This window comes from Flagellimonas okinawensis (assembly GCF_029194005.1).
Taxonomy (GTDB): Bacteria; Bacteroidota; Bacteroidia; order Flavobacteriales; family Flavobacteriaceae; genus Flagellimonas; species Flagellimonas okinawensis.
Window position 1 is genome coordinate 428,643 of sequence record NZ_JARFVA010000003.1, and the last position, 21,955, is coordinate 450,597.

A 21,955-nucleotide genomic window follows, 5' to 3' on the forward strand; every position below is an offset into this window, starting at 1 on the left:
ATCTGTGGTTTATTTTTTTCCGAGTGCAAAGGTTGGGCAAACAATTCATATATTTTTATTTATATTTATAATGCTATACATTAATTATATTTATGTATTATACTTTACACCAACTTCAGATATTTTTAAAAATATCTGAATTACAAAGCATTACCAAGGCCTCAGAGGAGCTACATTTGACACAACCTGCCGTTTCAATTCAATTAAAAAATTTTCAAGAACAGTTCCCTATTCCATTGACAGAAGTGGTGGGCAGACGACTTTACGTTACAGATTTTGGAAAGGAAATAGCACAAGCGGCCAAAAAAATCATCACCCAAGTCGAGGAAATCAATTACAGGACCTTGGCCTATCAAGGAAACCTATCCGGAAAATTAAAAGTATCGGTCGTATCGACGGGAAAATATGTAATGCCCTATTTCATGTCCGATTTTATGACCGAAAACAAGGGTGTTGAACTTGTTATGGATGTTACCAACAAGTCCAAAGTATTGAGAAGCTTGGAACGTAATGAAGTCGACTTTGCGCTTGTATCCATTCTTCCAGAAAAAATGAATGTGCATACGGTAGAGTTAATGTCCAACAAACTATATTATGTCAGCAATTACAACAGGAAGCTTCCAAAATCATTTTCTCGCAAATATTTATTCGAAAAAACACCCTTGATCTACCGAGAGCCCGGTTCGGCCACCCGTAGTGCCATGGAGGGGTTTATAGAAAAACACAATTACTCGGTACATAAAAAGATGGAACTCACCTCGAACGAAGCTGTAAAGCAAGCCGTTATTTCAGGGCTGGGCTGTTCCATTATGCCATTGATAGGCAACAAGAATGCTCTCAAAAACCATGAGTTGAAAATAATACCTGTGAGAGGATTGCCCATTACCACCACTTGGAACCTGATATGGTTGAAATCGAAAAATCTATCTCCGGTGGCCGTAGCCTTTTTGGATTATTTGAAAGAAAGAAAAAATGACATTATTCAGAGAGAGTTCAGTTGGATAAACGACTTTAATAATGTTTGATTTTTTCAAGAAAGGTTAAGATTTAAAGTTTCGCAGATAAGAATCAAGCTTTATCATTTTAACCGCAGCTTTACGGATTTTCCTTTTTGATTTTGAGAATGTTCATGATTTATGAAATTTTGAATCTGCCTTGAAGCATTATATTAAACTTTGTCTTCTCGCTTTCTGTACTGCTTCCAGTTTGTTGTGGACCTGAAGCTTTTTGTAAATATTCTCGATATGCTTTCTGACCGTACTTGGGGATAAAAATAGATTTTTGGCGATTACGGTATAACTCAGTCCTTCCGCCACTTGTTCCAACACCTCCTTTTCACGGGTACTAAGTGAAATATCTGCTTCGGGTACCGACAATGATTCCCGTTTTTCAGGATACCTCAACAACTTAAGTGTCTTTACCGCGATTGACGGACTCATTGCTGCCCCACCCCCAATAGTTTCTAAAATGGCATTATGCAACCTCTCTGCTTCTATCTCCTTGAGCAAATAGCCGTCGGCACCGGCCTGAATGGCATTGAAGATATTCTCATCGTTATCAAAAACCGTAAGCATGAGTACTTTGATGTGGGGATATTTCTGTTTTACTATACGGACTGTTTCGATGCCGTCCAAAACAGGCATCTCAATATCCATGAGCACCAAATCCAGATTATGGCTTTTTTCCAGTTTAGCAAGCAGCTCGCTACCATTAAAAACCATGTACTTGATGTCCAATTCCTCAAAATCAATCAATTTCTCTTTGATGGCCCGAGCTAAGAACGTATTGTCGTCCACTATGGCCAGTTTGATTTTGCTCATGGTCGTCTATTTTTTAGTGTTAAAAGAATTATGCCCTCACCTGCAATGTTACCTTGGTACCTTTTCCGAGTTTACTTTCCTGAACGAAATCAATACCCGCTTTTTCGGCCCGGTTACGCATAATATGAAGTCCATTTCCAGTTGATTCCTTTGAGGAGTCAAATCCTTTTCCAAAATCTTCAATTACAATTTGAACGCCATCTTCACCATTGGTAAAATTAATATTGACCTGTGCTGCAGCTGAATGTTTGACGGCATTATTGATGGATTCTTGAATAATCCTGAAAAGATTCATTCCCACAAATGCATTGAGCACTTTATCGGTTGGACTCCCTTCAACTTTAACTCTCATTTCATCGTCCGTAGCTTCATGAATGGTAGCCGCCAATTGCTGGGTGCGCTCTTTGATATCCTCCAAACTGATCTCGTCCTTGTTCATGGCCCAAATGGTATCCCGAAGCTCGGAAATGGTGACAAGTGAAAATTGTTTCATTTGGGTAAGCTTTTCCATTAAAAATACCTCGCCTTTATCTATTCCACGTTTGGCAGAATCCGTTATGGAGGTCAAGTATGTGAGCTGCGAACCTATATTATCGTGCAGGTCTCGGGCAATCCGTAAACGTTGTTCCTTTAGGTTTTCTTGTGCCCGAGCCTCGGCCATAGCCTTCTCCAGAGCGGTTTCCCTTGCAAAGTTCCTCGCCTTAACCTTTTGCTCACGAAAAATCACAAAACCGACAATAAGCAGTATGGCCAAAAGAGCCCCACTTCCCATAAGCATACTGTTCCTATTTTTCAGGACTAGCTCACCCTCGACCAGTTCATTCTTTTGACGGAGTATCTCATTTTCCTTTTGTTCCGACTCGTACTTTTCCTTTAGGTTAAACATTTCCCTCGCCTTTTCTGTAAAGTATAAGCTATCTCTTGCTGCCTTATGTTTTTGGTGATAAACATAGGCCTTTTTAAAATCCGGTTTTTCTTCGTAAATCAAGGACAGGGTCTTGGAAAGTGCATCAATACCTGGAAGGTAATCTATGGAATCTGCTTCTTGATATGTGGTCAAAGCCAATTTTTCGGCACGATTCGTTTTTCCCTGATTAAGATATATATTGGCCAAGTCATTTTTTAGGGAAATCAGGGCCAAACGCTCTCCCTTTTTTTCCTGAAGGGCTATGGCCTCATTATAATAAAGTTCAGCTTCATCATATTTACCAAGTGCCCAACTTGCTAAGGCCAAATTCGTCAAAGGATATGCAAGCTCTAAAACAGCTCCTACATCTTTATTTGTGTCGTACGATTTTTTGGCATATTCAATGGCCTTGTTATACTGTTTGTTTTCTAAATAGGCCACGGCCAAACTGTTATAACACATCGCCATAAAATAGTTGTTCCCGATTCTTTCGTACAAATCCAATGCTTTGAGATAATATTCCATGGATAGACCAGGTTCTTGAATCAACTTATATCTATTCCCCAAGTTCAAATAGGATCCTGCTATCCAAAGGGTATCCTTTCCTTCCGTAAAGCTTTCCAAAGCTTTAAACTGAAAATCTACCGCCTTATCAAACTCAGATAGTGCTTCGTACGTATTGGCTAAATTGGTATAGAGACTTCCCAAAACAAAATAATCTTTGGAGTTTTCCAAAATAGGTTTAGCCTTCAAATGAAAACTCAATGCTTCTTTGGGTCTGCCCTCGTCCCAAGAGAGAATCCCGTACACAATCCATATTCTGGCCCTGTAATAATCGTCATCCAAAGCTTCTGCTTCATTAAATGCCAATTCTGTATAATATCTGGCACTGTCCATATCTATGGAACGAAACTTCATTGCGATATCTTTCAATACAAGAATCCTATCCTCACCTTCCTTGACTTCCAAGGTATCTTTCAACACATTGATGGCTTGTTGAATATCCTGCGCCTCAACAGTATGCAAAGACATTAGGCCGAAAAGGAAAATGGGGATCAGGGTCTTCTGAAAAATGGTCATTAGAGAAAAAAATGGTTGGTGCTTAAAACTAATCCAATTGATTATATAATTTAAGTTTTTGCAGAAAAATTAATTCGCTTTGTCCACCAACTTCTCGATAGTGGCATCCAAAAAAGATGTAATAGCCAGTTCTGCACCTTTCTTATACGTTTCTGGGTCACATTTAACGACTGAGACATTTATGTCTTCCTTGTCCTCTACACGCCAGACGTGAAACACCCCAGCATCCATTCCTCTCCTGTCCACATCTGCTCCTTGGGAAGCATCAAATTTTTGTTTTTCAAGAACGCCTTCAACCTCTACGCCACGATTGGAAACCATCATGCCTATATTAAACTTATTGTAACTTTTTGAATCAATCTTAAAATCGGTCTCTGCCTTTACCTGTGCATATCCGGCATGTCTGTTCAAGGCTCGTGTAGTTTCACTCAAGGCATTATCGAAAGCGAGTACGTTCAAAACCACCTTATTGAATATAAAATCAGTTTTTTGGTTGGAAACTTTCATTTCGACTTGCTCTTCATAATTGGCTATTTTCAAGGGACCTGTCTTCTTATTTTCCATGGATTGCTTGTTCACAATAAATTTTTGACCGGTAGGACGCATCACGATGGCCCCGAACTCATCTCCTTTTTCCCCACCTTGACCTGACCTTAAATCCCATCGTTTCTCACGGTTTTTTTGATAGGTGCTATGGTTCCACAACTCTTCAATGGGAGCTATCTCAAATCCTTTGGAAACAAGGTCTGCCTTATATTGTTCAAAGAGCATATCGGTTAGTTGCTGCAGCTCGTCCATATTGAGCCCATCCAATACCAAGGTCAAAGATGCCTTGGCATCGCCCTTTATTCCACCTCTCCACAGTTTTCCGCCTTTTTTCTTATCCTCTAATTGTAGCGCTGTTTGGAAATTGACTTGAAAATCGGAAATAACAATCCTTTTAGGACTCTTTCTAAAATTCAAATTAGCAGGCCCCAACATTTTGATTTTAAAATCCTTGACATTTTGCGCATTGACCTCTGGCAATACACACATTAGGATCAATAAAAAAGAAAATACAGATAAATTGATACGTTTCATACTATTGGTTTAAAGTTTTGAACAAACCTAGTCTCCCAGTATCTTGGTTTCAATAGGGCAATTGTCGTAAAATGAAGGAATGGAAAAGAATTGTTAGCATAGACGATAGCTAATTCCTGCTTTTTATGTAAAACGAGCATAGTTTGGCCATCTTCTACAACAAGGATCACAAAATTATACAAAAGGGAATTTGGAGCAATGGTCAGTTGAACAAAGAGTTCTAAATAGTAAATTTGCAGGGATAATCAAGCTTAGAAAATAAAAGGGCATTGACAACTGGCTCACCTTTAGAGGATTCCAAAATAGTTTATTTGACAACGAATGGGAAGGACCCAATACCTGATTCATTTGAATACCCCCATTTCTATACGCCAATTGCCATTGCCAAGAAGGCTGCGAATGACCTTCAAAATAGATTAGAACAAAATTTGCCGGAATTGGTGCATCAACCAACAGGACGCATGTTAGGGGTTCTTGTGGTTCAAAACAAAGAAGGCAATCTTGGATACCTTAGTGCCTATTCGGGCGAGCTTCAAACCAATCTTGAAATTATACCTTTTGTACCTCCCGTCCATCAATTGCCAAAAGGTGAGGATTTTCCAGAAATGGCAGCTATCAATGCCATTAACGAAGAAGTTAGAGCGTTGGAAGAAAGTGAAGGGTTCATCCGTGCGAAGCAACACTTAATAAAGATAACCAAAGAGACCAAAGAAAATATTCTGGTCGCTAAGAAAGCGGCAAAAAAAAGAAAATCGGAACGTGACAGATTAAGGCGAGAGTCCATTCACTTCTCTGAAAAAGAACGCCAGCAGCTTTTGGAGGATTTGGCAAAACAAGGTGCCAATGAAGGAATGGACCTTAGACGATTCACCCGTTCCGAGAACCTGCGGTTGGAAAAAGCAATAGCGGCCCATAAGGAATTTGAAAAACGAATCGAATCGCTAAAAGCACTGCGTAAAGCCAAGTCCAACGAGTTACAGGATTCTATTTTTAGATCATTCATTTTTTTGAACGGGGAAGGAGAAGGCAAATCCGCAAAAACAGTCTTTACCGATTTCGGGGTCGATGTACCACCTGCCGGAGCTGGGGAATGCGCTGCTCCTAAACTGTTTCAATACGCCTTTAAAAATGGACTGAAACCTGTGGCACTAGCAGAGTTTTGGTGGGGACCCTCTCCCAATTCGGAAATACGGGAACATGGCAATTTTTACCCGGCCTGCAAAGGTAAATGCCAACCTATTTTGGCACATATGCTCAAAGGAATCCAAGTAAAACCAAACCCCTTGTTGGAAAATTTTGGAGCAGGTAAAAAATTGGAAATATTATTTGAAGACGAACATCTGGTGGTCGTAAACAAACCTACCGGCATGTTGTCCGTCCCGGGCAGGCACATAAAAGATTCCGTTAAATCCCGCATTCTGGAAAAATACCCCAAAGCTACCGGTCCACTAATTGTACATCGGCTAGATCAAGACACCTCGGGAATAATAATCGTTACCCTCTCCAAAAAAGTAAATAAGCTATTGCAGCAACAATTTTTAGAGCGTACCATTCGCAAGACCTATTTTGCGGTTCTAGAAAAACCTATAGCTACAACCACTGGAGAGATATCGCTGCCCCTCATCTTGGATATCAACAATAGGCCGATGCAAATGGTACACTACGAACATGGCAAACCAGCTTTGACACGATTCCAGGTCATAAAAAAGACAGCTCGTCAAACTTTGATAAAATTGAACCCCATAACGGGTCGTTCGCATCAACTTCGGGTACATTGCGCCCATAAACTGGGATTGCATGCGCCAATCGTAGGGGATAATTTGTATGGCACTCCATCGGAGCGACTTTGTCTGCATGCACAGCAAATAGAATTTATGCATCCTGTTTCCAAAGAGGAAATGACGATCAGTACAGAAATACCTTTTGATATTTGACGATCAGCAGTATTCAGCAACTAAGAAAACCTAGTTGATTGATTTGGATTGATTGAAGAAAAGTAGCCCCGGCAAGAATCGAACTTGCATCTAAAGTTTAGGAAACTTCTATTCTATCCATTGAACTACGGGGCCATTTAAAAATGGAATGCAAAAATAGCGTTTTTAGCATATTTTACGCAATCCCACTATTCAATTTATATGGTTTTATTTAAGAGAGCTCTTCTAAGATCAAACATTCCTGTTCCGTTCCTCTTCCTTAAGGACTTTTTCTAAATAAGAACGTGATAAGGGCTTATCCACATAACCTGCGATAAGCTCATGTTCTTTGGCAATGCTGCGGTCCGAAGAATTGGTAAATGCAGAAAGGACATAAATACTTGGAAGTTTATGGTCTTTGAAGAGATTCTCCAAGTTTTTCAAAAAATCCCAGCCGTTCATTCCATCCATAACTAGATCCAAAAAGATAATATCGGGTAGCTTGTTGTGCATTTCAATAGCACTAAAACAGGCCTGTATACCCTCTTCACCACTGGAACAGGTAACAATATCAAAATCTCCATGGGATTGCTGAATACAATATCGGGTCGCAAATTGCGATACCAAATCATCGTCTATGATAAACGTGGTAAGTTTCATGTAGGGACTATTAAGTAAGTTTGGGACGTCCAAAGCTATACGCTAGTCCCCAACGAACCATTCATTTTCGTTGTTTTGCCCAAATATCCCGTTAAGTCACTCTTAATGTGGCAATCTGCTTCTCAAAATGCCATAAACAAAAGCCCCTAGCAATGCTCCCACCAAAACAATGATTATGGGCCAATAGCCAGCTCCTACCAAAATATAAATGGGTCCCGGACATGCACCCGCCAAAGCCCATCCCAATCCAAAGAGTGTTCCTCCAAGAATATATCTGGTAAATGATTTTTCCTTATCGGGAATTATAATGGTCTCCCCTGAAAAAGACTTTATTTTTGATTTTTTGATCAAATAGACAAGTACAACTCCCAATGCAAGTGCAGAACCAATGATTCCGTACATGTGAAATGAATCGAACTGGAACATTTCGTAGATCCTGAACCAAGATGCTGCTTCCGACTTGTAAAGGACTACACCCAAAAAAGTTCCTATGATGATATAAGCTAAATTCTTCATGATCCAAAAATTAGGGGAAACAACAAATGGACCATGATGAGTCCTCCAATAAAAAACCCGATAACAGCGATCAAAGAGGGCCGCTGTAAGTTGCTCAAACCGGAAATGGCGTGTCCAGAAGTACAACCACCGGCATAGCGTGTTCCAAAACCGACTAAAAACCCTGCAATTAAAAGTACGATCCAGACCTTGGGATCGGCAAGGGATTCCAAACTAAAAAGCTCGGTTGGCAAATAGGCCTTACCAGCACTTTCAAAACCCAATACTTGGAGTTTTTCAACGGTTTTGGGGGAGATATCCACTGCAGGATTTGGCGACAACCAATGTGCGCCCAAAAATCCACCAATGGCAGAGCCCAATACTACCAACAAATTCCAGCGTTTGGACTTGACATCGATTTTAAAGTAATCGGTAAATTTCCCTGCTCCACCCATGGAACAAAAGGTTTCCAAGTTGGAGGACATTCCAAACTTTTTGCCCATTAAGATCAATATAGCCATGATCAGGGCGATGAGAGGGCCCGATACGTACCAAGGCCAAGGTTGATAAAGCATTTTCGCGAGGTTTTTAACAAAGGTGACGAAAATGCTTTAAAAAACAAATTTAGGTTGCTCCTAACAGCAGTTCTTGTCGGAATCAGTAACCCCGAACTTTTTTAGGATATCTTCCAACAAACACCATTTGGTCAATGATGACTGCAACAGATTGGCCCCTACAAAAGCTGTAAACCAAAGCCAGTTTTGGTTGACATAAATAGCCAACAACAAACTGATCAATATAAAGGTTCCAGCAACTCCTCTTACTATTCTATTTCTCATTTTTAATATTTATACGGTTCTTTCGATTGGTATTTCTACAGCTCTAATTGGATTGGTGGTTTCGCTCTCCTCATTGAATTGTTTCAATAATTTGAACAGTACAGTGACCTTTTCTTCCTCGGTAAAGGAGAAGAACATATTGGACGCAGCCCCTCCCTTTTCACTGGGAAACCAACTACTGGTGTACATTAACGGCGCTGCGCTTTTATAACCATCTATATCGGATTCACTGAAGCTATCCACTCCAGCTTGTTTAAAGAGTTTAAAAACCTGGCTTTTATACTCTTCCACCGTGGTAACTATGATCATTTTCATGTTAGTTGTAATTTTTACGTTCAATCATGTAATAAACCAATGGCACAACCAATAGGGTCAACACTGTGGACACTATGGTTCCTCCCATGAGCGATATGGCCAACCCTTGGAAAATTGGGTCGAACAAAATCACAAAAGCTCCAATAACAACCGTTCCAGCGGTCAACAAAATAGGGGTGGTACGTACGGCACCGGCCTCTATAACGGCTTGCTTTAACGGAATGTCTTCTTTTAGCCTCAAATTGACAAAGTCAATCAGCAGTACCGAGTTCCGGACCATAATACCGGCCAAAGCTATCATACCAATAAAGGATGTAGCGGTAAAGAATGCACCAAGTAACCAGTGCCCCAAAACAATCCCGATCAGGGATAAGGGAATGGCCACCATCATCACCATAGGTGCCTTAAAGTTTTGGAACCATCCTACGATGAGCATATAAATAATTACGATTACACCCATAAATGCAATGCCCAAATCACGGAACACCTCCAAGGTTATCTGCCATTCACCATCCCATTTCACGGTATAATCGTCCTCGTATTGCGGCTGTTCCATGTACAGTTCGTTGATGGAATACCCTTCTGGGAGTTCCAGGGCGTTCAACTTGTCCGTCATCCCTAAAATTGCATAAACAGGACTTTCAAGTTCTCCGGCCATATCGGACATCACATACACGACACGCTTTTGGTTTTTTCTGTAGATACTTTTTGCCTTGGTTCCTTCTTTTACTTGAACCAAGTCCCCAACAGATATCATATTCCCTTGTTGGGAAGCAATCTTCAATTGTTTGATTTGATCCAAGCTCGATTTATCCTTTTCACTTACGGACAGTACAATTCCGATTTGATCAAATGCATCTTCTCGATAAATGTAGGATACTGGCTGCTCACGGAAGGCCATGGCCATCACTTGAACAATTTGTTGCGGGGTAACCCCGTACAGCATGGCTTTTTCCTTATCGATCACAAAATCGTATTCCACTTGATCGTCCTCGACCATCCAATCCACATCCACCACATCGGTGGTATTGTTTAAAATACCCTTTACATCGTCCGCCAATGCAATTTGTTTGTCGTAATCCGGACCATATACCTCGGCTACGATGGTAGACAGTACTGGAGGTCCAGGAGGCACCTCAACGATCTTGATGTTCGCATTGTACTTTGTGCCCAATTCTTGGATTTTAGGTCGTAACAGCTTGGCAATATCATGGCTTTGCTCACTGCGATCGTGCTTATCGACAAGGTTTACCTGAATATCCGCCATATTACTGCCACCCCTAAGATCGTAATGCCTTACCAATCCATTAAAAGTGATCGGAGCCGATGTTCCTACATAGGTTTGATAGTTCACCACTTCTGGTCTTGTGGATAGATATGCACCAATTTCCTTGGTAACAGCGGCAGTTCTTTCCAAGGTTGTTCCCTCAGGTAGATCGATCACTACTTGGAACTCGTTCTTATTGTCAAAAGGAAGCATTTTTACCGCTACCGATTTGGTGAAGAACATGGCCACGGAAGCAATCAATAAAAAGAAAGTGATTCCCAAGAACATCCATCTTTTTTTTCCGCTTTCAATAAGAGGTTTCTCGAAACGTTCGTAGGCCTTGTAAATAAATGTATCCTGAATTTCAACGGCCTCTTTCTCCTTCTTGTTCTTTTTATCCTTTTCCCTTAGGAAAATATATCCCAAATATGGGGTAATGGTCAAAGCGACAAACAGGGACAACAACATGGCAATGGACGCACCAATCGGCATGGGCGACATATAGGGGCCCATTAACCCGGATACGAACGCCATGGGCAGTACGGATGCTATTACCGTAAATGTGGCCAATATTGTAGGGTTACCCACTTCATTGATCGCGTATAGCGCAGCATCCTTGAAAGGCAACCGTTTCATTTTAAAGTGGCGGTGCATGTTCTCGGCGATAATAATGGAGTCATCCACCACGATACCCGTTACAAAAACCAAAGCAAACAAAGTGATTCGGTTCAAGGTATAATCGAGCATATAATAACTGAGCAGTGTCAATGCGAATGTAATCGGTACGGATAGGAACACCACCAATCCACCTCGCCAGCCCATGGCCAGCATAACCACAAAGGTCACTGCTATGATTGCCCCAATAAGGTGCATCAATAGTTCAGATACCTTTTGCGAAGCTGTCTGACCGTAGTTACGGGTCACCTCTACCTTTACCTCATCGGGAATAAGAGTGGTCTTTAGATGGTCTACTTTTTCCAATACCACATCGGCAATCTTCATCGCATCGGCCCCTTTGCGCTTGGCGATGGAAATGGTTACGGCCGGATATTCGGACCTAAAGGTTTCCGCCTTTTCACTGGCGGCCCCAAATCCGAGCGAAACATAGTTTTTTGGCAGCTCTGGACCGTCCAATACGGTGGCTACTTGCTTTAAATAAATGGGTTGACCCTGTTTGGTGCCTATTATCAGATTTTCCAAATCCTCTTTGGTCTCCAAAAAGTTTCCGGTGCTAATGTGGAACTCCGTATCGTTCGAAAGGAAGTTACCAGCATCCATTTGCTGGTTATTCGCTTTGATCATCTGGGCAACTGCCAACATATCCACACCTGATTCCGCCATTTTCACTTTATCCACTACCACGCGTAGCTGTGGACTTCGCCCCCCTATTTTCTTGGTAATGGAAACCCCGTTCACTTTCTCGATCTCATTGATGAGCTCGCCCGAGATCTGCCTAAGCTGAAAATCATCGTACTCATCGCTCCAAAGTGTCAATGCCAGCATAGGCACGTCATCAATGGCACGTGTCTTTACCAATGGCATGGTCACACCTTCCGGCATTTGGTCCATATGTTTGTTGATCTCGTCGTACAAACGCACCAAAGACCTTTCAATATCCTCGCCTACGTAAAACTGTACAATGGCCATTCCTTGCTCTTGCATAGAAGTGGTATACACATATTCCACGCCTTTGATGTTCGAAATTATCTTCTCCAGTGGTTTTGTGATCCTGGATTCCACCTCAGTTGGGCTGGCCCCGGGATATCCCACAAATATATCTGCCATTGGCACGTCTATCTGTGGCTCCTCTTCCCTTGGGATAAGAAAAGAACTGTATACCCCAATGACCATAAAAACGATCATCAAGAGCACCGTTAGTTTGGAGCTGATAAACCCTTTGGCTATTTTTCCTGCAAGTCCGTCTTTCATTGCTACCTGATTTTAGGTTATTGAATGGTTACTTTGGCACCATTGTACAATTTTCCTTCGGCCGATACGATATATTGATCTCCTTTGGACAAACCGGACAATACTTCCACTTCTTCTCCATAATTCTCGCCCAAGCGCAACCAGCGCAACAAAGCCACATTATCCTGCCCCAAAGTATACACTCCGGTCAACTGGCCTTTATGCACCAAGGCTTTGGACGGTACAGTGACAACTGCTTTACCATTGCCCTGATTTTCCGTCTCCAGCCTAATGGTGGTATACATACCTGACAAAATCTTGGCTTCTGTTTTGTCCAATAAAACCTTCATCACATATTGCCCTCCCGTATTTTGCGCGGAAGCACTCAACTCGGACACTTTTCCGGTAATCGTGGTATCCAAAGCCTTTACAAGTATGTGGGCCTTGGTTCCTATTTCGATCTCTGAAATATTGTTCTCCGCTACTTTGGCCTCAACTTCAAATCCACCTGGGGATTCCACCGAAACCAAAGGAACACCTGGGTTGGCCATATCACCTTCATCTATATAGGTGTTGGTGACCACACCACTAAACGGTGCACGAATATTTGCATAGGCAAACTGGGAGTTTACTTCGTTCTTCATTTGATTGGCGGCTTCCAATCTGGCCTTGGCCATTTCATAGCGCGCGGTCATATCATCCAGCTCTTTTTGTGAGGCGCTGTTTTCGTTAAAAAGGTTCCGGAACCTTTCATAATCCTTTTTGGCATTGTTAAAAGCAACGGTAGCTTCGGTGATAGAAGCCTCTACTTGTGCTTTTTTGGCGCGCAGGTCCACATTGTTTATGGAAATCAATAGATCTCCTTTATTGACCTTCTGTCCAATTTTTACAGGAATGGACTCCACATGACCCATCATTCTGGTACTTAAAGTGGCACTGTTTACAGCGGTTATTTGCCCACTTCCTGCCAAAATGGTAGAGGTATCGCCCGTATCCACATCCGCAACGGTTACAGCAACCGCCTGCGAAGTGTCCACCGATTGTTTCTCGTCACTTCCACATCCCACCAAGGTAAGTCCCATGGATACGGTCAAAAGGATGCTTTTATATATTGTAGCGTTTTTCATGTTGCAATTATTCTTTGGTTAAAAATGTTAATAGTGATTGTGCTTGATTGTATTCGAATATGGTCTGGTAATACAACAATTGTTTCTCTGCATAAGTGGCCTCGGCCATTAATAAATCGGTTGTTTTTTCTAGACCCTCCTTGAATCTATTGGTACGTATCCTCAATGATTCTTCGGATTGCTCCATAGCCAATTTTGAGGTCTGGAGCCTGCTTTTCGCATCTTCGACCATCCGCTTGGTGCGTTGAAGCTCCATAGAACTTTTGGCGACGTACTGTTCGTATTCTTGTTTTGCTTTTTCATAACTTGTTTTGCTCTTTCCTGCTTTGGCAAAGCGTTGGGAACCTTTAAAAACATCCCAGCTCAAACTTGCACCGATGATGTATCCCTTTGCATCTGCCCTAAAAATTTGGTCATCGTACATTTCGTAGCTCGCAAAGGCATTGAGCCTGGGCAAAAAGGTCATATTGTCCGCTCTCATGTTGGCCTTGTATGCTTCCGAGACCAAATCCATAGCTTTTACATCGGCTCTATTTTCCAAGGAACTTTCCATAGTAACATCAACATTATCCGGCATCAATTCTTCTGATGGTTCGTAAATGACATCCCCTTGTTCGTTCATTAGAAATGCCAAGTAATCCGATGCATTTTGAACATTGCTCTTGGCCGTTTTCAATTGATCGGAAACTTCGGTTACACGAACTTTTACTTCCAACAGGTCTGCTTTTTGAAGCAACCCTTGATCAAAACTGTTCTGTGCCATGTTCAAATTTGCCATAGCTGCCTCATTGGCCTTTTCAAGAACTGTTACGGCACGATGTGCCAATTGCAGTTGTCCATAGGCCTTTTGGGCTTCAAAATCTAGATAGTCTCTAGTTCGCATGGCCTGTAGTTCCTTGGCCTCCATTGTGGTCTTGGCCGCTTTGCGCTGATAAAACCCATCCAGATTGATCAAGGGCTGTTCTACCGAAACCTTGGTGGCATAATTCTCAATCTGATCGGGATCGTTCAAAAGGGCCGGATTAAAATCCGCCTGCGTTAAAATCTCCTGATTAAGTTTGGATCCAAAAGCCATCAAAGGGTTTGTAGTTGCCATTCCTGTATGGGAAACAGAAATCTGAGGCAAGAAGATGGAATTGGAAAACCTATAATCGTATTTGGCCATTTTGGCCTCCTGTTCCGATACTTTTATACTGGCATTAGATTCTTGCACCCTTAAAAGAACATCCCCCAAGGAAATCTTCACATGATCTTGGGCAAAAAGTTGTGCCTGTGCATAAAAGAATATAATTAAAACAAATAGTCGTTTCATATACCTAATTAATTTGTGCCAAAAATAGATGTGTTAAAAAACCCGCACAGTAACTTGTGTTACTGAGAAAACAGCATAAAAAGAAAACCCCGATTCAGAGAAATTCCTACAAAGGAAGCCTGTATCGGGGTCTTTAACAATGATGAAAATCAGGACTTAGACATTGCGGGTACCACCATGTCCGCCTGCAACCACAATCAATACTTTAATGCTCAAATAAATGAACTTGAAAAACTGAACAATCGGGTTCATCATCATGAATCGTTTGTATTTGGATATTCTTTGCGTCATAATTTTCTATTCAGGAATTAACCACCAAAATGGTTTCATTTTTGCTTTATAAATAAATGCGTAGTGCAATGCCAGTTTTAGCCAGTGCCCAGCAAGCCCAATGGTCCCAAAGGTCTTCCCTAATTTTCTGCCTTGGGTATCCGGATATTTTTTATAGTCGGGAACAATAGGATAGGTGGTGATACTTACACCACTGCCCTTGGTCATCCCATAGCCCGCAGAAGCGATACAAGCGGCCCCCATATTGCCCATGGAACCCTTGTGGTGGAGTTCACTGTTCGAATGTTTGATCATTTCGATAATGTTATCGGCGACCAATTTCGCCGTTATTCCTGACGGCATTCCTGTTCTGGGTGGTGCGGGTGTTATATCTGTCCCGTTCTTACTTTTTCGAGGTTTGGAAATACTATGCGGTGGTGCGAAGGCAATTCCGGGCGCAAAAATATTGGCGTAGGATGGGTTTTGATAAGTCTCCGGCCAATCCTGAACGCTCCATTGATCATACGGTTTGGGGGTATAATCAGCGTCCACGATCATAAATCCCTTAAAAAGTTTATCCGTTATATCCTTCCCAATTTTGTCATAGGCCTTAAAACCATGCCCCGAGAAGGATGGGATCAGCATGGCAAAGTCATAACTCTCCTCTTTGTATTCACCGTCCAAAGTCTCATAATGCGCTTTGCCATCTTTGATCTTATTCACAGCCGCTCCCAAAATCCATGAAATTCCCCGGTCCTCGAATATCATTTCCACCATCTCATTGGATTTCATGATATTGCTTCCATAGCTCATTAACATGCCGTCCATTCCAAAGTCCCCGAGCCTGTATTCATTGGAGATCCAAGTGATTTCGGCCATATCCCTTACCTTATGTCTTCTCAGCTCTTGTTCTACATTTAAAATGTATTCAAATGCAGCGCCTTGACAGGTTGATTTGGCATGACCTGTACCAATCAAAATTTTGATTTTTTTGCCCTGCTTCATCTCTTTGATGAGCCCTTCCAGCTCAATCCATGCTTCTTGGGCATGGGTATAGGTGCAAACAGAGTGAGTCTTGTTTTTTCCCGGGAAAAGTCCTTCGGTGGCTTCAAAATTGAGTTTGGGCCCTGTTGCATTGATCAAATAATCATAAGTGACTTTTTCTCTTTTCCCTTTATCATCCCCTACAACATACTCAGACAATACGTAGGGTTTTGCTTCTTCCTTATCACCTTCTGGATGAAAACTTACAGCCTTTGCCTGTTTATAATCGATATGCTTTTTTGCGTACAAAGGTGCCAACGGAAATAAGATATCCCTCGGTTTCATCCTACCTGTTCCCACCCAAATGTTTGAAGGTATCCATTGATAATTTCCATTGGGCGACACAACCACCACTTCATGCTCTTTGGAGAGCTTTCTTCTGAGATGGGAAGCAGCTACATGACCTGAAACTCCCGCACCCAGAACAACAATTTTTGCCATTTTAGTTATCTAAGTTTAGTTAAAAATTACACGCACCTTTTCCTTTTGATGCGTTCACATCCTTTTGGATTTAATTGCACTGTTCGCGCGAACCTTCCAAAATTGTTTCATATTCTTCTTGGGCAAGAAATTGTGGAGTATAGGTCTCCCCAAGGTTTTCAATACTTTGCACAAAGCTTCTTAAATGGTTTCTGGACCCACATTGCAAACTTAAAAATACATCAGCAATGTCCGAATTGGTTGTTGCTTGTATATGTTCCTCCAGGTCAACAATATCCAAATCTTCGATGGTGGCACCTACATTTAGCGCCGCTACCTCATCTACTATTCCATCCTGTACAAACTGATCGTACCATGCCTGAAGGGCTTCATTGTTGAAGACGCCATCTTCCAGTATTTCATATTCTATATCGTAAGCATCCAACAAGGTTTCCACGGCATTCATATGGGACTGTTCACTTTGCATTATATTCGCAAATTGAACCATTCCCCAGTAATCGTTCAAGAATTTATAGGTATCCCTTGCCAGTTTTTCCTCTTCCAACATGAACAACAATGCATCTTGATCTTCTTCCGTAATAGTGGAAACATCGTCGCCTACATCATCGATGGTATCATCATCAATACTATTTTCAATCTGAGGGTCAGAAGGGTCGTCATTAGAATCCGAACAACTAATGATCGTTGCGGACGCAAACAACATCAACATAAAAACATACCCGGTTTTTTCAATTCGTACTTTCATAGCTTTTTCCTATAAAAGTCACGATTAGCCCTAATAAACTCTGTAACAATGGTTACCCTAGCTATAATTTTCAACAAAACATTAACAAAAAAAGACCCTGCAAAAGCAGGGCCTCTATGTTTGAGTTAGTTTAAAAGTTCCAATACTAATAACTGGTCTCGTCCAACTTTACCTTGCCCCAGAAAGTTTTGTAGACAAAAATGGTGTAAAAGAGGACCAAAGGTGTACCGATAGCCACAATAACCATCATTATCTTCAGGGATTTTGTAGAAGATGCAGCGTTATATATATCTATATTGTACATAGGGTCTATGGTAGAGCGCAACAATACCGGATACAATTCCACCGCCACCAAAACCAATAAAAATGCAATGGTCAATGAGGAAAATAGAAATGCCCATTTGTATTTGCGCTTTTCGGCCAAACGTGGCACATTGGCGATACTGAGAAATGTGAGCAATGGAATTATAAAAAGTGCAGGATTACTTTTGAAATCATCGGAAAGGTGTGGGATATAGATCAAGGTATACAATGTGGTCACGGCAAAACTCACCATAAAAAATATCATTCCTCTTTTTAACAACAAGGTCAACTTGGCAAATAACCTTCCTTCAGTTTTCAATAGAAGGAAAATAGCACCGTGCGCCATAAATAGGGACAATGTTGTAAAGCCGGTCATTAGCGCATAAGGGTTCAAAAACTCAAAAAGTACACCTCCTTGGTATTGATAATTTTCCCCAATGGCTATTCCCTGTAGGACATTGCCCAGTACCACCCCTAACAAAAAAGCCAACATAATACTGGAGATGCTATAACAGACATCCCAAAGTTTCCTCCACCACAGCATGGGTTCCTTGCCCCTGAACTCTATGGAGATGGCCCTGAATATTATGAACAACAAGAACAACATAAACGGCACGTACAAGGAGGAGAACATGGTAGCGTACATTACGGGGAAACCTGCAAAAAGGGCCCCACCACCGATTACCAACCACACCTCATTGCCATCCCAAACCGGACCTACTGCATTAAGGGCAATTCTGCGGCTGTTCTCTTTTTTCAGAAAGAGATGCCATGCCCCAGCACCAAAATCAAATCCATCCAAGATGGCATAACCGGAAAAAAGTCCACCTACAACCAAAAACCACCAAGTGGGATAATCCAATCCTAAAAAAGTTTCCATAAGCTTAGTTGATCATATGAGTTAGTGTTCCACCAAAAGGGGTTTCGTCAGATTCTGATTCTTCGTAAGGTCCATGTTTGATTTTTTTATGCAAGAGATAAATGAACAACGTGAACAAAAGAGCATATACCAAAAAGAACAAAATCAATGAGAACAAAATCTGATTATCTGAAACGGCCTGGGAAAAGGCTTGATCTGTCCGTAAAAGACCGTAAACCACCCATGGCTGTCTTCCCATCTCCGCAGCAAACCAGCCCACTTGATTAGCAATTTGAGGAAGGAAAACGGCAAAAACAAATACCCACAACAGCCATTTTTTATCGAACAACTTGCCTCTCCACCACATAAAGCTGGCCAATAGGGTCAAAAAAATCAATGCCATTCCAATGGCGACCATAATATGATAAAATTGGAAAACTGCATTGATCTGTGAAGGGCGCTCATCTTCTGGAAAAGCATTAAGACCTGTTACAGGTGCCGAAACATCATAATCCAATAATAAGGATAATCCACCGGGTATCTTAATACCGTTGACTTCCTGTTTTTCTTTATCCACCCAGCCCATTATATACATATCGGCAGGTGCGGATGCATCAAAATGTCCCTCTAGGGCAGCAAGTTTTGCAGGCTGGTTCTCCGCCACTCCATCCGCAGATTGATGGCCAGTAAACAGTTGACCCAAAGAAAAAATTGTAGCAACTACCAAGGCTATCTTAAATGCCTTTTTGGAAATTTCTACATACTTGCCTTTGATCAAATAATAGGCATGTACGCTCAGCACCAAGAAAGCCCCGGCCAAAAAGGCTCCCAACCACACGTGGGTGAGTCTGTCCACACTGGACGGATTGAACACCATGGCCCAAAAATCGGTTATCTCAGCACGGGCATCCATTCCCTCCCCGACAATATGAAAACCTGCGGGGGTCTGTTGCCAACTATTGGCTACAACGATCCAAATAGCAGAGAACATGGAACCCAAGAACACACCAATGGTTGAAACCAAGTGCACCCATGGTTTAACCCTGTTCCAACCAAACAACAATATGCCCAAAAATCCACTTTCCAGTGCAAAGGCAAATATACCTTCGGCGGCAAGTGCACTACCAAAGACATCCCCAACATAGCGGGAATAAACGGCCCAGTTGGTACCAAACTCAAATTCCATAACTATACCGGTAACTACACCGATACCAAAGGTGAGGGCGAAAATTTTAGTCCAAAAACGGGCGAGCTTATGATAGATTTCATTTTTGGTACGAATGTAAGTGCCTTCGAAAATGACCAAAAGCAATCCAATCCCGATACTCAGGGGAGGATAGATGTAATGAAAGGCTACAGTAAAGGCAAATTGAATCCGGGCGAGAATTTCGGTTTCCATGGATAGTATTTTGTCCTTCAAAAATACACCGCCCTACTGTTCTTAAAGGTGACACATGTTACAAAAAAATGGATTTAACATAAAAACAAAATATCCTTATGCTAAATCCATCCTTAAATATGTGGTTAGTGTTTATTTTTTACCACTGTTCATCATGTCCAAAACTGCAACTATCAAAATAATGACCACAAGGGCAAACAGTCCTATCATCCAGATACCGTTCTCCCATACTACAAGAGGAATATGATTCAGTACTTTCACAATGTATTGGTTTTAATTTTGAATCAAATTTAATGGGTATGCCTCCTTTAAAATATGATATTGCTCATAAACACTATACTAAAATCAAATGTCGATTAAACGTTTTTCCCTTTCATCATTTTGTTCCAATACAAATGGGGCAATCCGTATTTTTTAAGCATCCACAGCCTCCAATGTTCTTTGGCACTGTTAAAGACCAACATGCGTTTTAATTTTGGATCGGGGATAAAGTTGTTGTTATAATCAAACTCGGCCAAGGTCATTTTTCCATAACCTGTTACCAATGGACATGAGGAATAGCCATTATAGGAATGGTTCTCGGCTTTTTTACCATTGATCAAACTCATTACGTTCTCAACGACTATCGGAACTTGCTTACGAACCGCAGCTCCGGTTTTTGCCGTAGGTAATGCTGCCACATCTCCGAGACCAAAAATATTCGGGAATTTATTGTGCTGCATGGAGAAATGGTCCACATCCAACCAACCTGTTTGGTTGGCCAATACGGATTCCCTCACAAATTTAGGTGCCGCTTGCGGAGGTGCAATGTGCAACATATCAAATGGTACTTGAATATCCACATCACCGATCATTTTTTCACCAAGTTCGTTGTCCTCATTAATTACACATCGGTTTTCCTCCGGTGCAGAGTGGTTAAAGTGCACGATCTTGTTCTCTACATCTATTTCCTTTGGTGCGTAGAACGGTTTAAAATGGATTCCATAACGATCGATCACCTTGTTTAAGGTCTCTCGAATCTCCTTAACACCGAAGATTACGGAACCTGGCGTTGCAAAAATTACATGAGTGTTATCCTTTAGTCCCTGTTTTCTGAAGTAGTCGGCCGCCAGATAAGCAATTTTCTGGGGGGCACCACCACATTTGATCGGCGTAGTGGGCTGAGTGAACAGTGCATTTCCCTTTTTAAAGTTCCTTATTGTTTCCCATGTAAACTCGGGGTCGATATAGTTACTACATGCCACTCCTTTTTCGAAGGCCTCTGGGAGTCCTTTGATCATACTTGGTTCCATGACGAGGCCTGTGGCCACTACCAAATAATCATAGGTAATATCCCCACTACTTTCCGTGACCACTGTATTTTTTTCCGGAATAAACCCAGATGCCCTTTCCTTGATCCAGTCCACTCCACTGGGCATAACCTCGGACATAGGCTTGGCCGTTTTATCAAACTCATAGGCCCCGGCCCCTACCAATGTCCATGCAGGTTGGTAATAGTGTGTCTCCGAGGGCTCCAGTATACCAATATCCAGCTTGTTGTTTTTTCTCAATAATTGGCCTGCTGTCATTATACCAGCAGTTCCTCCACCAATTATTAAAACTTGATAATGTGATTTCATGTTTGTTTAGTTAAATTCAATTCTTGGTAAAATATTGAGGAATATCATAATTTATTGTAACCAATGTTACATAATTGACAATTTGAAATCGGTTTTATATGAATTTTATCATTGTTTATAAAAAAAGCCGCTCCTTTCAGAGCGGCTTCCTTTATCAACCAACCAAAAAACCTAATTCTTGACCTTGCATGTATTGATCCCAAAGAGGGTGTACAAAGGACAAAAACTAACAAAGCTTGTTAAGACAAAAATGACCGCTAAAGCCAGCAGTACATATGCCAGTGTTCCTGTAATCACATTAAAATAATACAGTGCCCCTACACCAAGCGCCAAGATGATTCGAATTGTACGGTCTGCACCGCCCATGTTTTTTTTCATAATTGATAGTTTACGGTTCGCAACATACAAGTTACCAAAAAGAAACTGATCGTCAGCATATTATCAGTCATGGCTACTTAAAGAGCACAATTCAAAAGTAGGTTTTGAATCTGAGCTCTAGCGTAACCTTGGTTACAATGCCCCTGTATTTTTTAAAGTATATTTATTTTTGGT

At 41.5% G+C, this 21,955-nt stretch carries 21 protein-coding genes and 1 tRNA gene; 2 read left to right on the top strand and 20 right to left on the bottom strand.

Annotation, left to right across the window (positions count from 1 at the left end; genetic code table 11):
* The first annotated feature begins 92 nt into the window (after positions 1 to 92).
* Positions 93 to 1,025, top strand: coding sequence for a LysR family transcriptional regulator (locus PY091_RS11525; protein WP_275649805.1), 933 nt, complete (start codon positions 93 to 95; stop codon positions 1,023 to 1,025).
* Between the two features lie 138 nt (positions 1,026 to 1,163).
* Here PY091_RS11525 and PY091_RS11530 read toward each other — a convergent pair whose 3' ends face one another.
* The 3 genes from PY091_RS11530 to PY091_RS11540 form a co-directional block, all read right to left on the bottom strand.
* Positions 1,164 to 1,820: a response regulator gene (locus PY091_RS11530; protein WP_275649806.1), complete on the bottom strand. Its 657-nt coding sequence runs from the start codon at positions 1,818 to 1,820 to the stop codon at positions 1,164 to 1,166.
* Positions 1,821 to 1,848: 28 nt separating this feature from the next.
* The gene (locus PY091_RS11535; protein ID WP_275649807.1) at positions 1,849 to 3,807 is read right to left on the bottom strand and encodes a tetratricopeptide repeat-containing sensor histidine kinase; all 1,959 of its coding nucleotides are present in this window, start codon (positions 3,805 to 3,807) and stop codon (positions 1,849 to 1,851) included.
* A gap of 69 nt (positions 3,808 to 3,876) precedes the next feature.
* A complete protein-coding gene (locus tag PY091_RS11540; RefSeq protein WP_275649808.1) occupies positions 3,877 to 4,887 on the bottom strand; it encodes a hypothetical protein in 1,011 nt (336 codons plus the stop codon).
* Positions 4,888 to 5,198: 311 nt separating this feature from the next.
* On the opposite strand from PY091_RS11540, the gene PY091_RS11545 reads away from it, so the two are divergent.
* Positions 5,199 to 6,821: an RluA family pseudouridine synthase gene (locus tag PY091_RS11545; protein WP_275649809.1), complete on the top strand. Its 1,623-nt coding sequence runs from the start codon at positions 5,199 to 5,201 to the stop codon at positions 6,819 to 6,821.
* 63 nt (positions 6,822 to 6,884) lie between these two features.
* Here the strand turns inward: PY091_RS11545 and PY091_RS11550 are convergent.
* The 17 genes from PY091_RS11550 to PY091_RS11630 form a co-directional block, all read right to left on the bottom strand.
* Positions 6,885 to 6,956: transfer RNA gene (locus PY091_RS11550), tRNA-Arg, on the bottom strand.
* 96 nt (positions 6,957 to 7,052) lie between these two features.
* Complete coding sequence (locus PY091_RS11555) at positions 7,053 to 7,460, bottom strand: response regulator (protein WP_275649810.1); 408 nt, start codon at positions 7,458 to 7,460, stop codon at positions 7,053 to 7,055.
* Between the two features lie 102 nt (positions 7,461 to 7,562).
* On the bottom strand, positions 7,563 to 7,976 hold the full coding sequence (locus PY091_RS11560; protein WP_275649811.1) for a YeeE/YedE family protein: 414 nt from the start codon (positions 7,974 to 7,976) through the stop codon (positions 7,563 to 7,565).
* Positions 7,973 to 8,530 (bottom strand): YeeE/YedE family protein, encoded by a 558-nt coding sequence (locus tag PY091_RS11565; protein WP_275649812.1) that lies wholly within the window; start codon positions 8,528 to 8,530, stop codon positions 7,973 to 7,975. The genes PY091_RS11560 and PY091_RS11565 overlap by 4 nt, the downstream gene beginning before the upstream one ends.
* A gap of 60 nt (positions 8,531 to 8,590) precedes the next feature.
* On the bottom strand, positions 8,591 to 8,794 hold the full coding sequence (locus PY091_RS11570) for a YgaP family membrane protein (protein WP_275649813.1): 204 nt from the start codon (positions 8,792 to 8,794) through the stop codon (positions 8,591 to 8,593).
* Positions 8,795 to 8,803: 9 nt separating this feature from the next.
* Positions 8,804 to 9,109: a hypothetical protein gene (locus PY091_RS11575; protein ID WP_275649814.1), complete on the bottom strand. Its 306-nt coding sequence runs from the start codon at positions 9,107 to 9,109 to the stop codon at positions 8,804 to 8,806.
* Position 9,110: 1 nt separating this feature from the next.
* Entirely contained in the window at positions 9,111 to 12,305 is a 3,195-nt protein-coding gene (locus PY091_RS11580; protein ID WP_275649815.1) for an efflux RND transporter permease subunit, read from the bottom strand.
* A gap of 17 nt (positions 12,306 to 12,322) precedes the next feature.
* Positions 12,323 to 13,411 carry an efflux RND transporter periplasmic adaptor subunit gene (locus PY091_RS11585; protein WP_275649816.1) on the bottom strand — a complete coding sequence of 363 codons (1,089 nt, stop codon included), beginning with the start codon at positions 13,409 to 13,411 and terminating at the stop codon, positions 12,323 to 12,325.
* Positions 13,412 to 13,418: 7 nt separating this feature from the next.
* A complete protein-coding gene (locus PY091_RS11590) occupies positions 13,419 to 14,723 on the bottom strand; it encodes a TolC family protein (RefSeq protein ID WP_275649817.1) in 1,305 nt (434 codons plus the stop codon).
* 156 nt (positions 14,724 to 14,879) lie between these two features.
* Positions 14,880 to 15,014, bottom strand: a complete 135-nt coding sequence (locus PY091_RS11595) for a hypothetical protein (protein WP_275649818.1) — start codon at positions 15,012 to 15,014, stop codon at positions 14,880 to 14,882.
* A gap of 6 nt (positions 15,015 to 15,020) precedes the next feature.
* Entirely contained in the window at positions 15,021 to 16,478 is a 1,458-nt protein-coding gene (locus tag PY091_RS11600) for an NAD(P)/FAD-dependent oxidoreductase (protein ID WP_275649819.1), read from the bottom strand.
* A gap of 70 nt (positions 16,479 to 16,548) precedes the next feature.
* The gene (locus PY091_RS11605; RefSeq protein WP_275649820.1) at positions 16,549 to 17,223 is read right to left on the bottom strand and encodes a DUF2202 domain-containing protein; all 675 of its coding nucleotides are present in this window, start codon (positions 17,221 to 17,223) and stop codon (positions 16,549 to 16,551) included.
* 145 nt (positions 17,224 to 17,368) lie between these two features.
* Positions 17,369 to 18,406, bottom strand: coding sequence for a cytochrome d ubiquinol oxidase subunit II (gene cydB, locus PY091_RS11610; protein WP_275649821.1), 1,038 nt, complete (start codon positions 18,404 to 18,406; stop codon positions 17,369 to 17,371).
* A gap of 4 nt (positions 18,407 to 18,410) precedes the next feature.
* Entirely contained in the window at positions 18,411 to 19,784 is a 1,374-nt protein-coding gene (locus PY091_RS11615; protein ID WP_275649822.1) for a cytochrome ubiquinol oxidase subunit I, read from the bottom strand.
* Positions 19,785 to 19,916: 132 nt separating this feature from the next.
* Positions 19,917 to 20,045, bottom strand: a complete 129-nt coding sequence (locus tag PY091_RS11620; protein WP_275649823.1) for a hypothetical protein — start codon at positions 20,043 to 20,045, stop codon at positions 19,917 to 19,919.
* 95 nt (positions 20,046 to 20,140) lie between these two features.
* Positions 20,141 to 21,403 carry an NAD(P)/FAD-dependent oxidoreductase gene (locus tag PY091_RS11625; protein WP_275649824.1) on the bottom strand — a complete coding sequence of 421 codons (1,263 nt, stop codon included), beginning with the start codon at positions 21,401 to 21,403 and terminating at the stop codon, positions 20,141 to 20,143.
* Positions 21,404 to 21,574: 171 nt separating this feature from the next.
* Positions 21,575 to 21,781, bottom strand: a complete 207-nt coding sequence (locus PY091_RS11630) for a YgaP family membrane protein (RefSeq protein ID WP_275649825.1) — start codon at positions 21,779 to 21,781, stop codon at positions 21,575 to 21,577.
* Between the last annotated feature and the right edge of the window lie 174 nt (positions 21,782 to 21,955).

Excerpts from the sequence above, each read along its gene's own strand:
- PY091_RS11525 (WP_275649805.1), top strand. The coding sequence starts at position 93 with ATGTATTATACTTTACACCAACTTCAGATATTTTTAAAAATATCTGAA.
- PY091_RS11530 (WP_275649806.1), bottom strand. The coding sequence starts at position 1,820 with ATGAGCAAAATCAAACTGGCCATAGTGGACGACAATACGTTCTTAGCT.
- PY091_RS11535 (WP_275649807.1), bottom strand. The coding sequence starts at position 3,807 with ATGACCATTTTTCAGAAGACCCTGATCCCCATTTTCCTTTTCGGCCTA.
- PY091_RS11540 (WP_275649808.1), bottom strand. The coding sequence starts at position 4,887 with ATGAAACGTATCAATTTATCTGTATTTTCTTTTTTATTGATCCTAATG.
- PY091_RS11555 (WP_275649810.1), bottom strand. The coding sequence starts at position 7,460 with ATGAAACTTACCACGTTTATCATAGACGATGATTTGGTATCGCAATTT.
- PY091_RS11560 (WP_275649811.1), bottom strand. The coding sequence starts at position 7,976 with ATGAAGAATTTAGCTTATATCATCATAGGAACTTTTTTGGGTGTAGTC.
- PY091_RS11565 (WP_275649812.1), bottom strand. The coding sequence starts at position 8,530 with ATGCTTTATCAACCTTGGCCTTGGTACGTATCGGGCCCTCTCATCGCC.
- PY091_RS11570 (WP_275649813.1), bottom strand. The coding sequence starts at position 8,794 with ATGAGAAATAGAATAGTAAGAGGAGTTGCTGGAACCTTTATATTGATC.
- PY091_RS11575 (WP_275649814.1), bottom strand. The coding sequence starts at position 9,109 with ATGAAAATGATCATAGTTACCACGGTGGAAGAGTATAAAAGCCAGGTT.
- PY091_RS11580 (WP_275649815.1), bottom strand. The coding sequence starts at position 12,305 with ATGAAAGACGGACTTGCAGGAAAAATAGCCAAAGGGTTTATCAGCTCC.
- PY091_RS11585 (WP_275649816.1), bottom strand. The coding sequence starts at position 13,411 with ATGAAAAACGCTACAATATATAAAAGCATCCTTTTGACCGTATCCATG.
- PY091_RS11590 (WP_275649817.1), bottom strand. The coding sequence starts at position 14,723 with ATGAAACGACTATTTGTTTTAATTATATTCTTTTATGCACAGGCACAA.
- PY091_RS11595 (WP_275649818.1), bottom strand. The coding sequence starts at position 15,014 with ATGACGCAAAGAATATCCAAATACAAACGATTCATGATGATGAACCCG.
- PY091_RS11600 (WP_275649819.1), bottom strand. The coding sequence starts at position 16,478 with ATGGCAAAAATTGTTGTTCTGGGTGCGGGAGTTTCAGGTCATGTAGCT.
- PY091_RS11605 (WP_275649820.1), bottom strand. The coding sequence starts at position 17,223 with ATGAAAGTACGAATTGAAAAAACCGGGTATGTTTTTATGTTGATGTTG.
- cydB (WP_275649821.1), bottom strand. The coding sequence starts at position 18,406 with ATGGAAACTTTTTTAGGATTGGATTATCCCACTTGGTGGTTTTTGGTT.
- PY091_RS11615 (WP_275649822.1), bottom strand. The coding sequence starts at position 19,784 with ATGGAAACCGAAATTCTCGCCCGGATTCAATTTGCCTTTACTGTAGCC.
- PY091_RS11625 (WP_275649824.1), bottom strand. The coding sequence starts at position 21,403 with ATGAAATCACATTATCAAGTTTTAATAATTGGTGGAGGAACTGCTGGT.
- PY091_RS11630 (WP_275649825.1), bottom strand. The coding sequence starts at position 21,781 with ATGAAAAAAAACATGGGCGGTGCAGACCGTACAATTCGAATCATCTTG.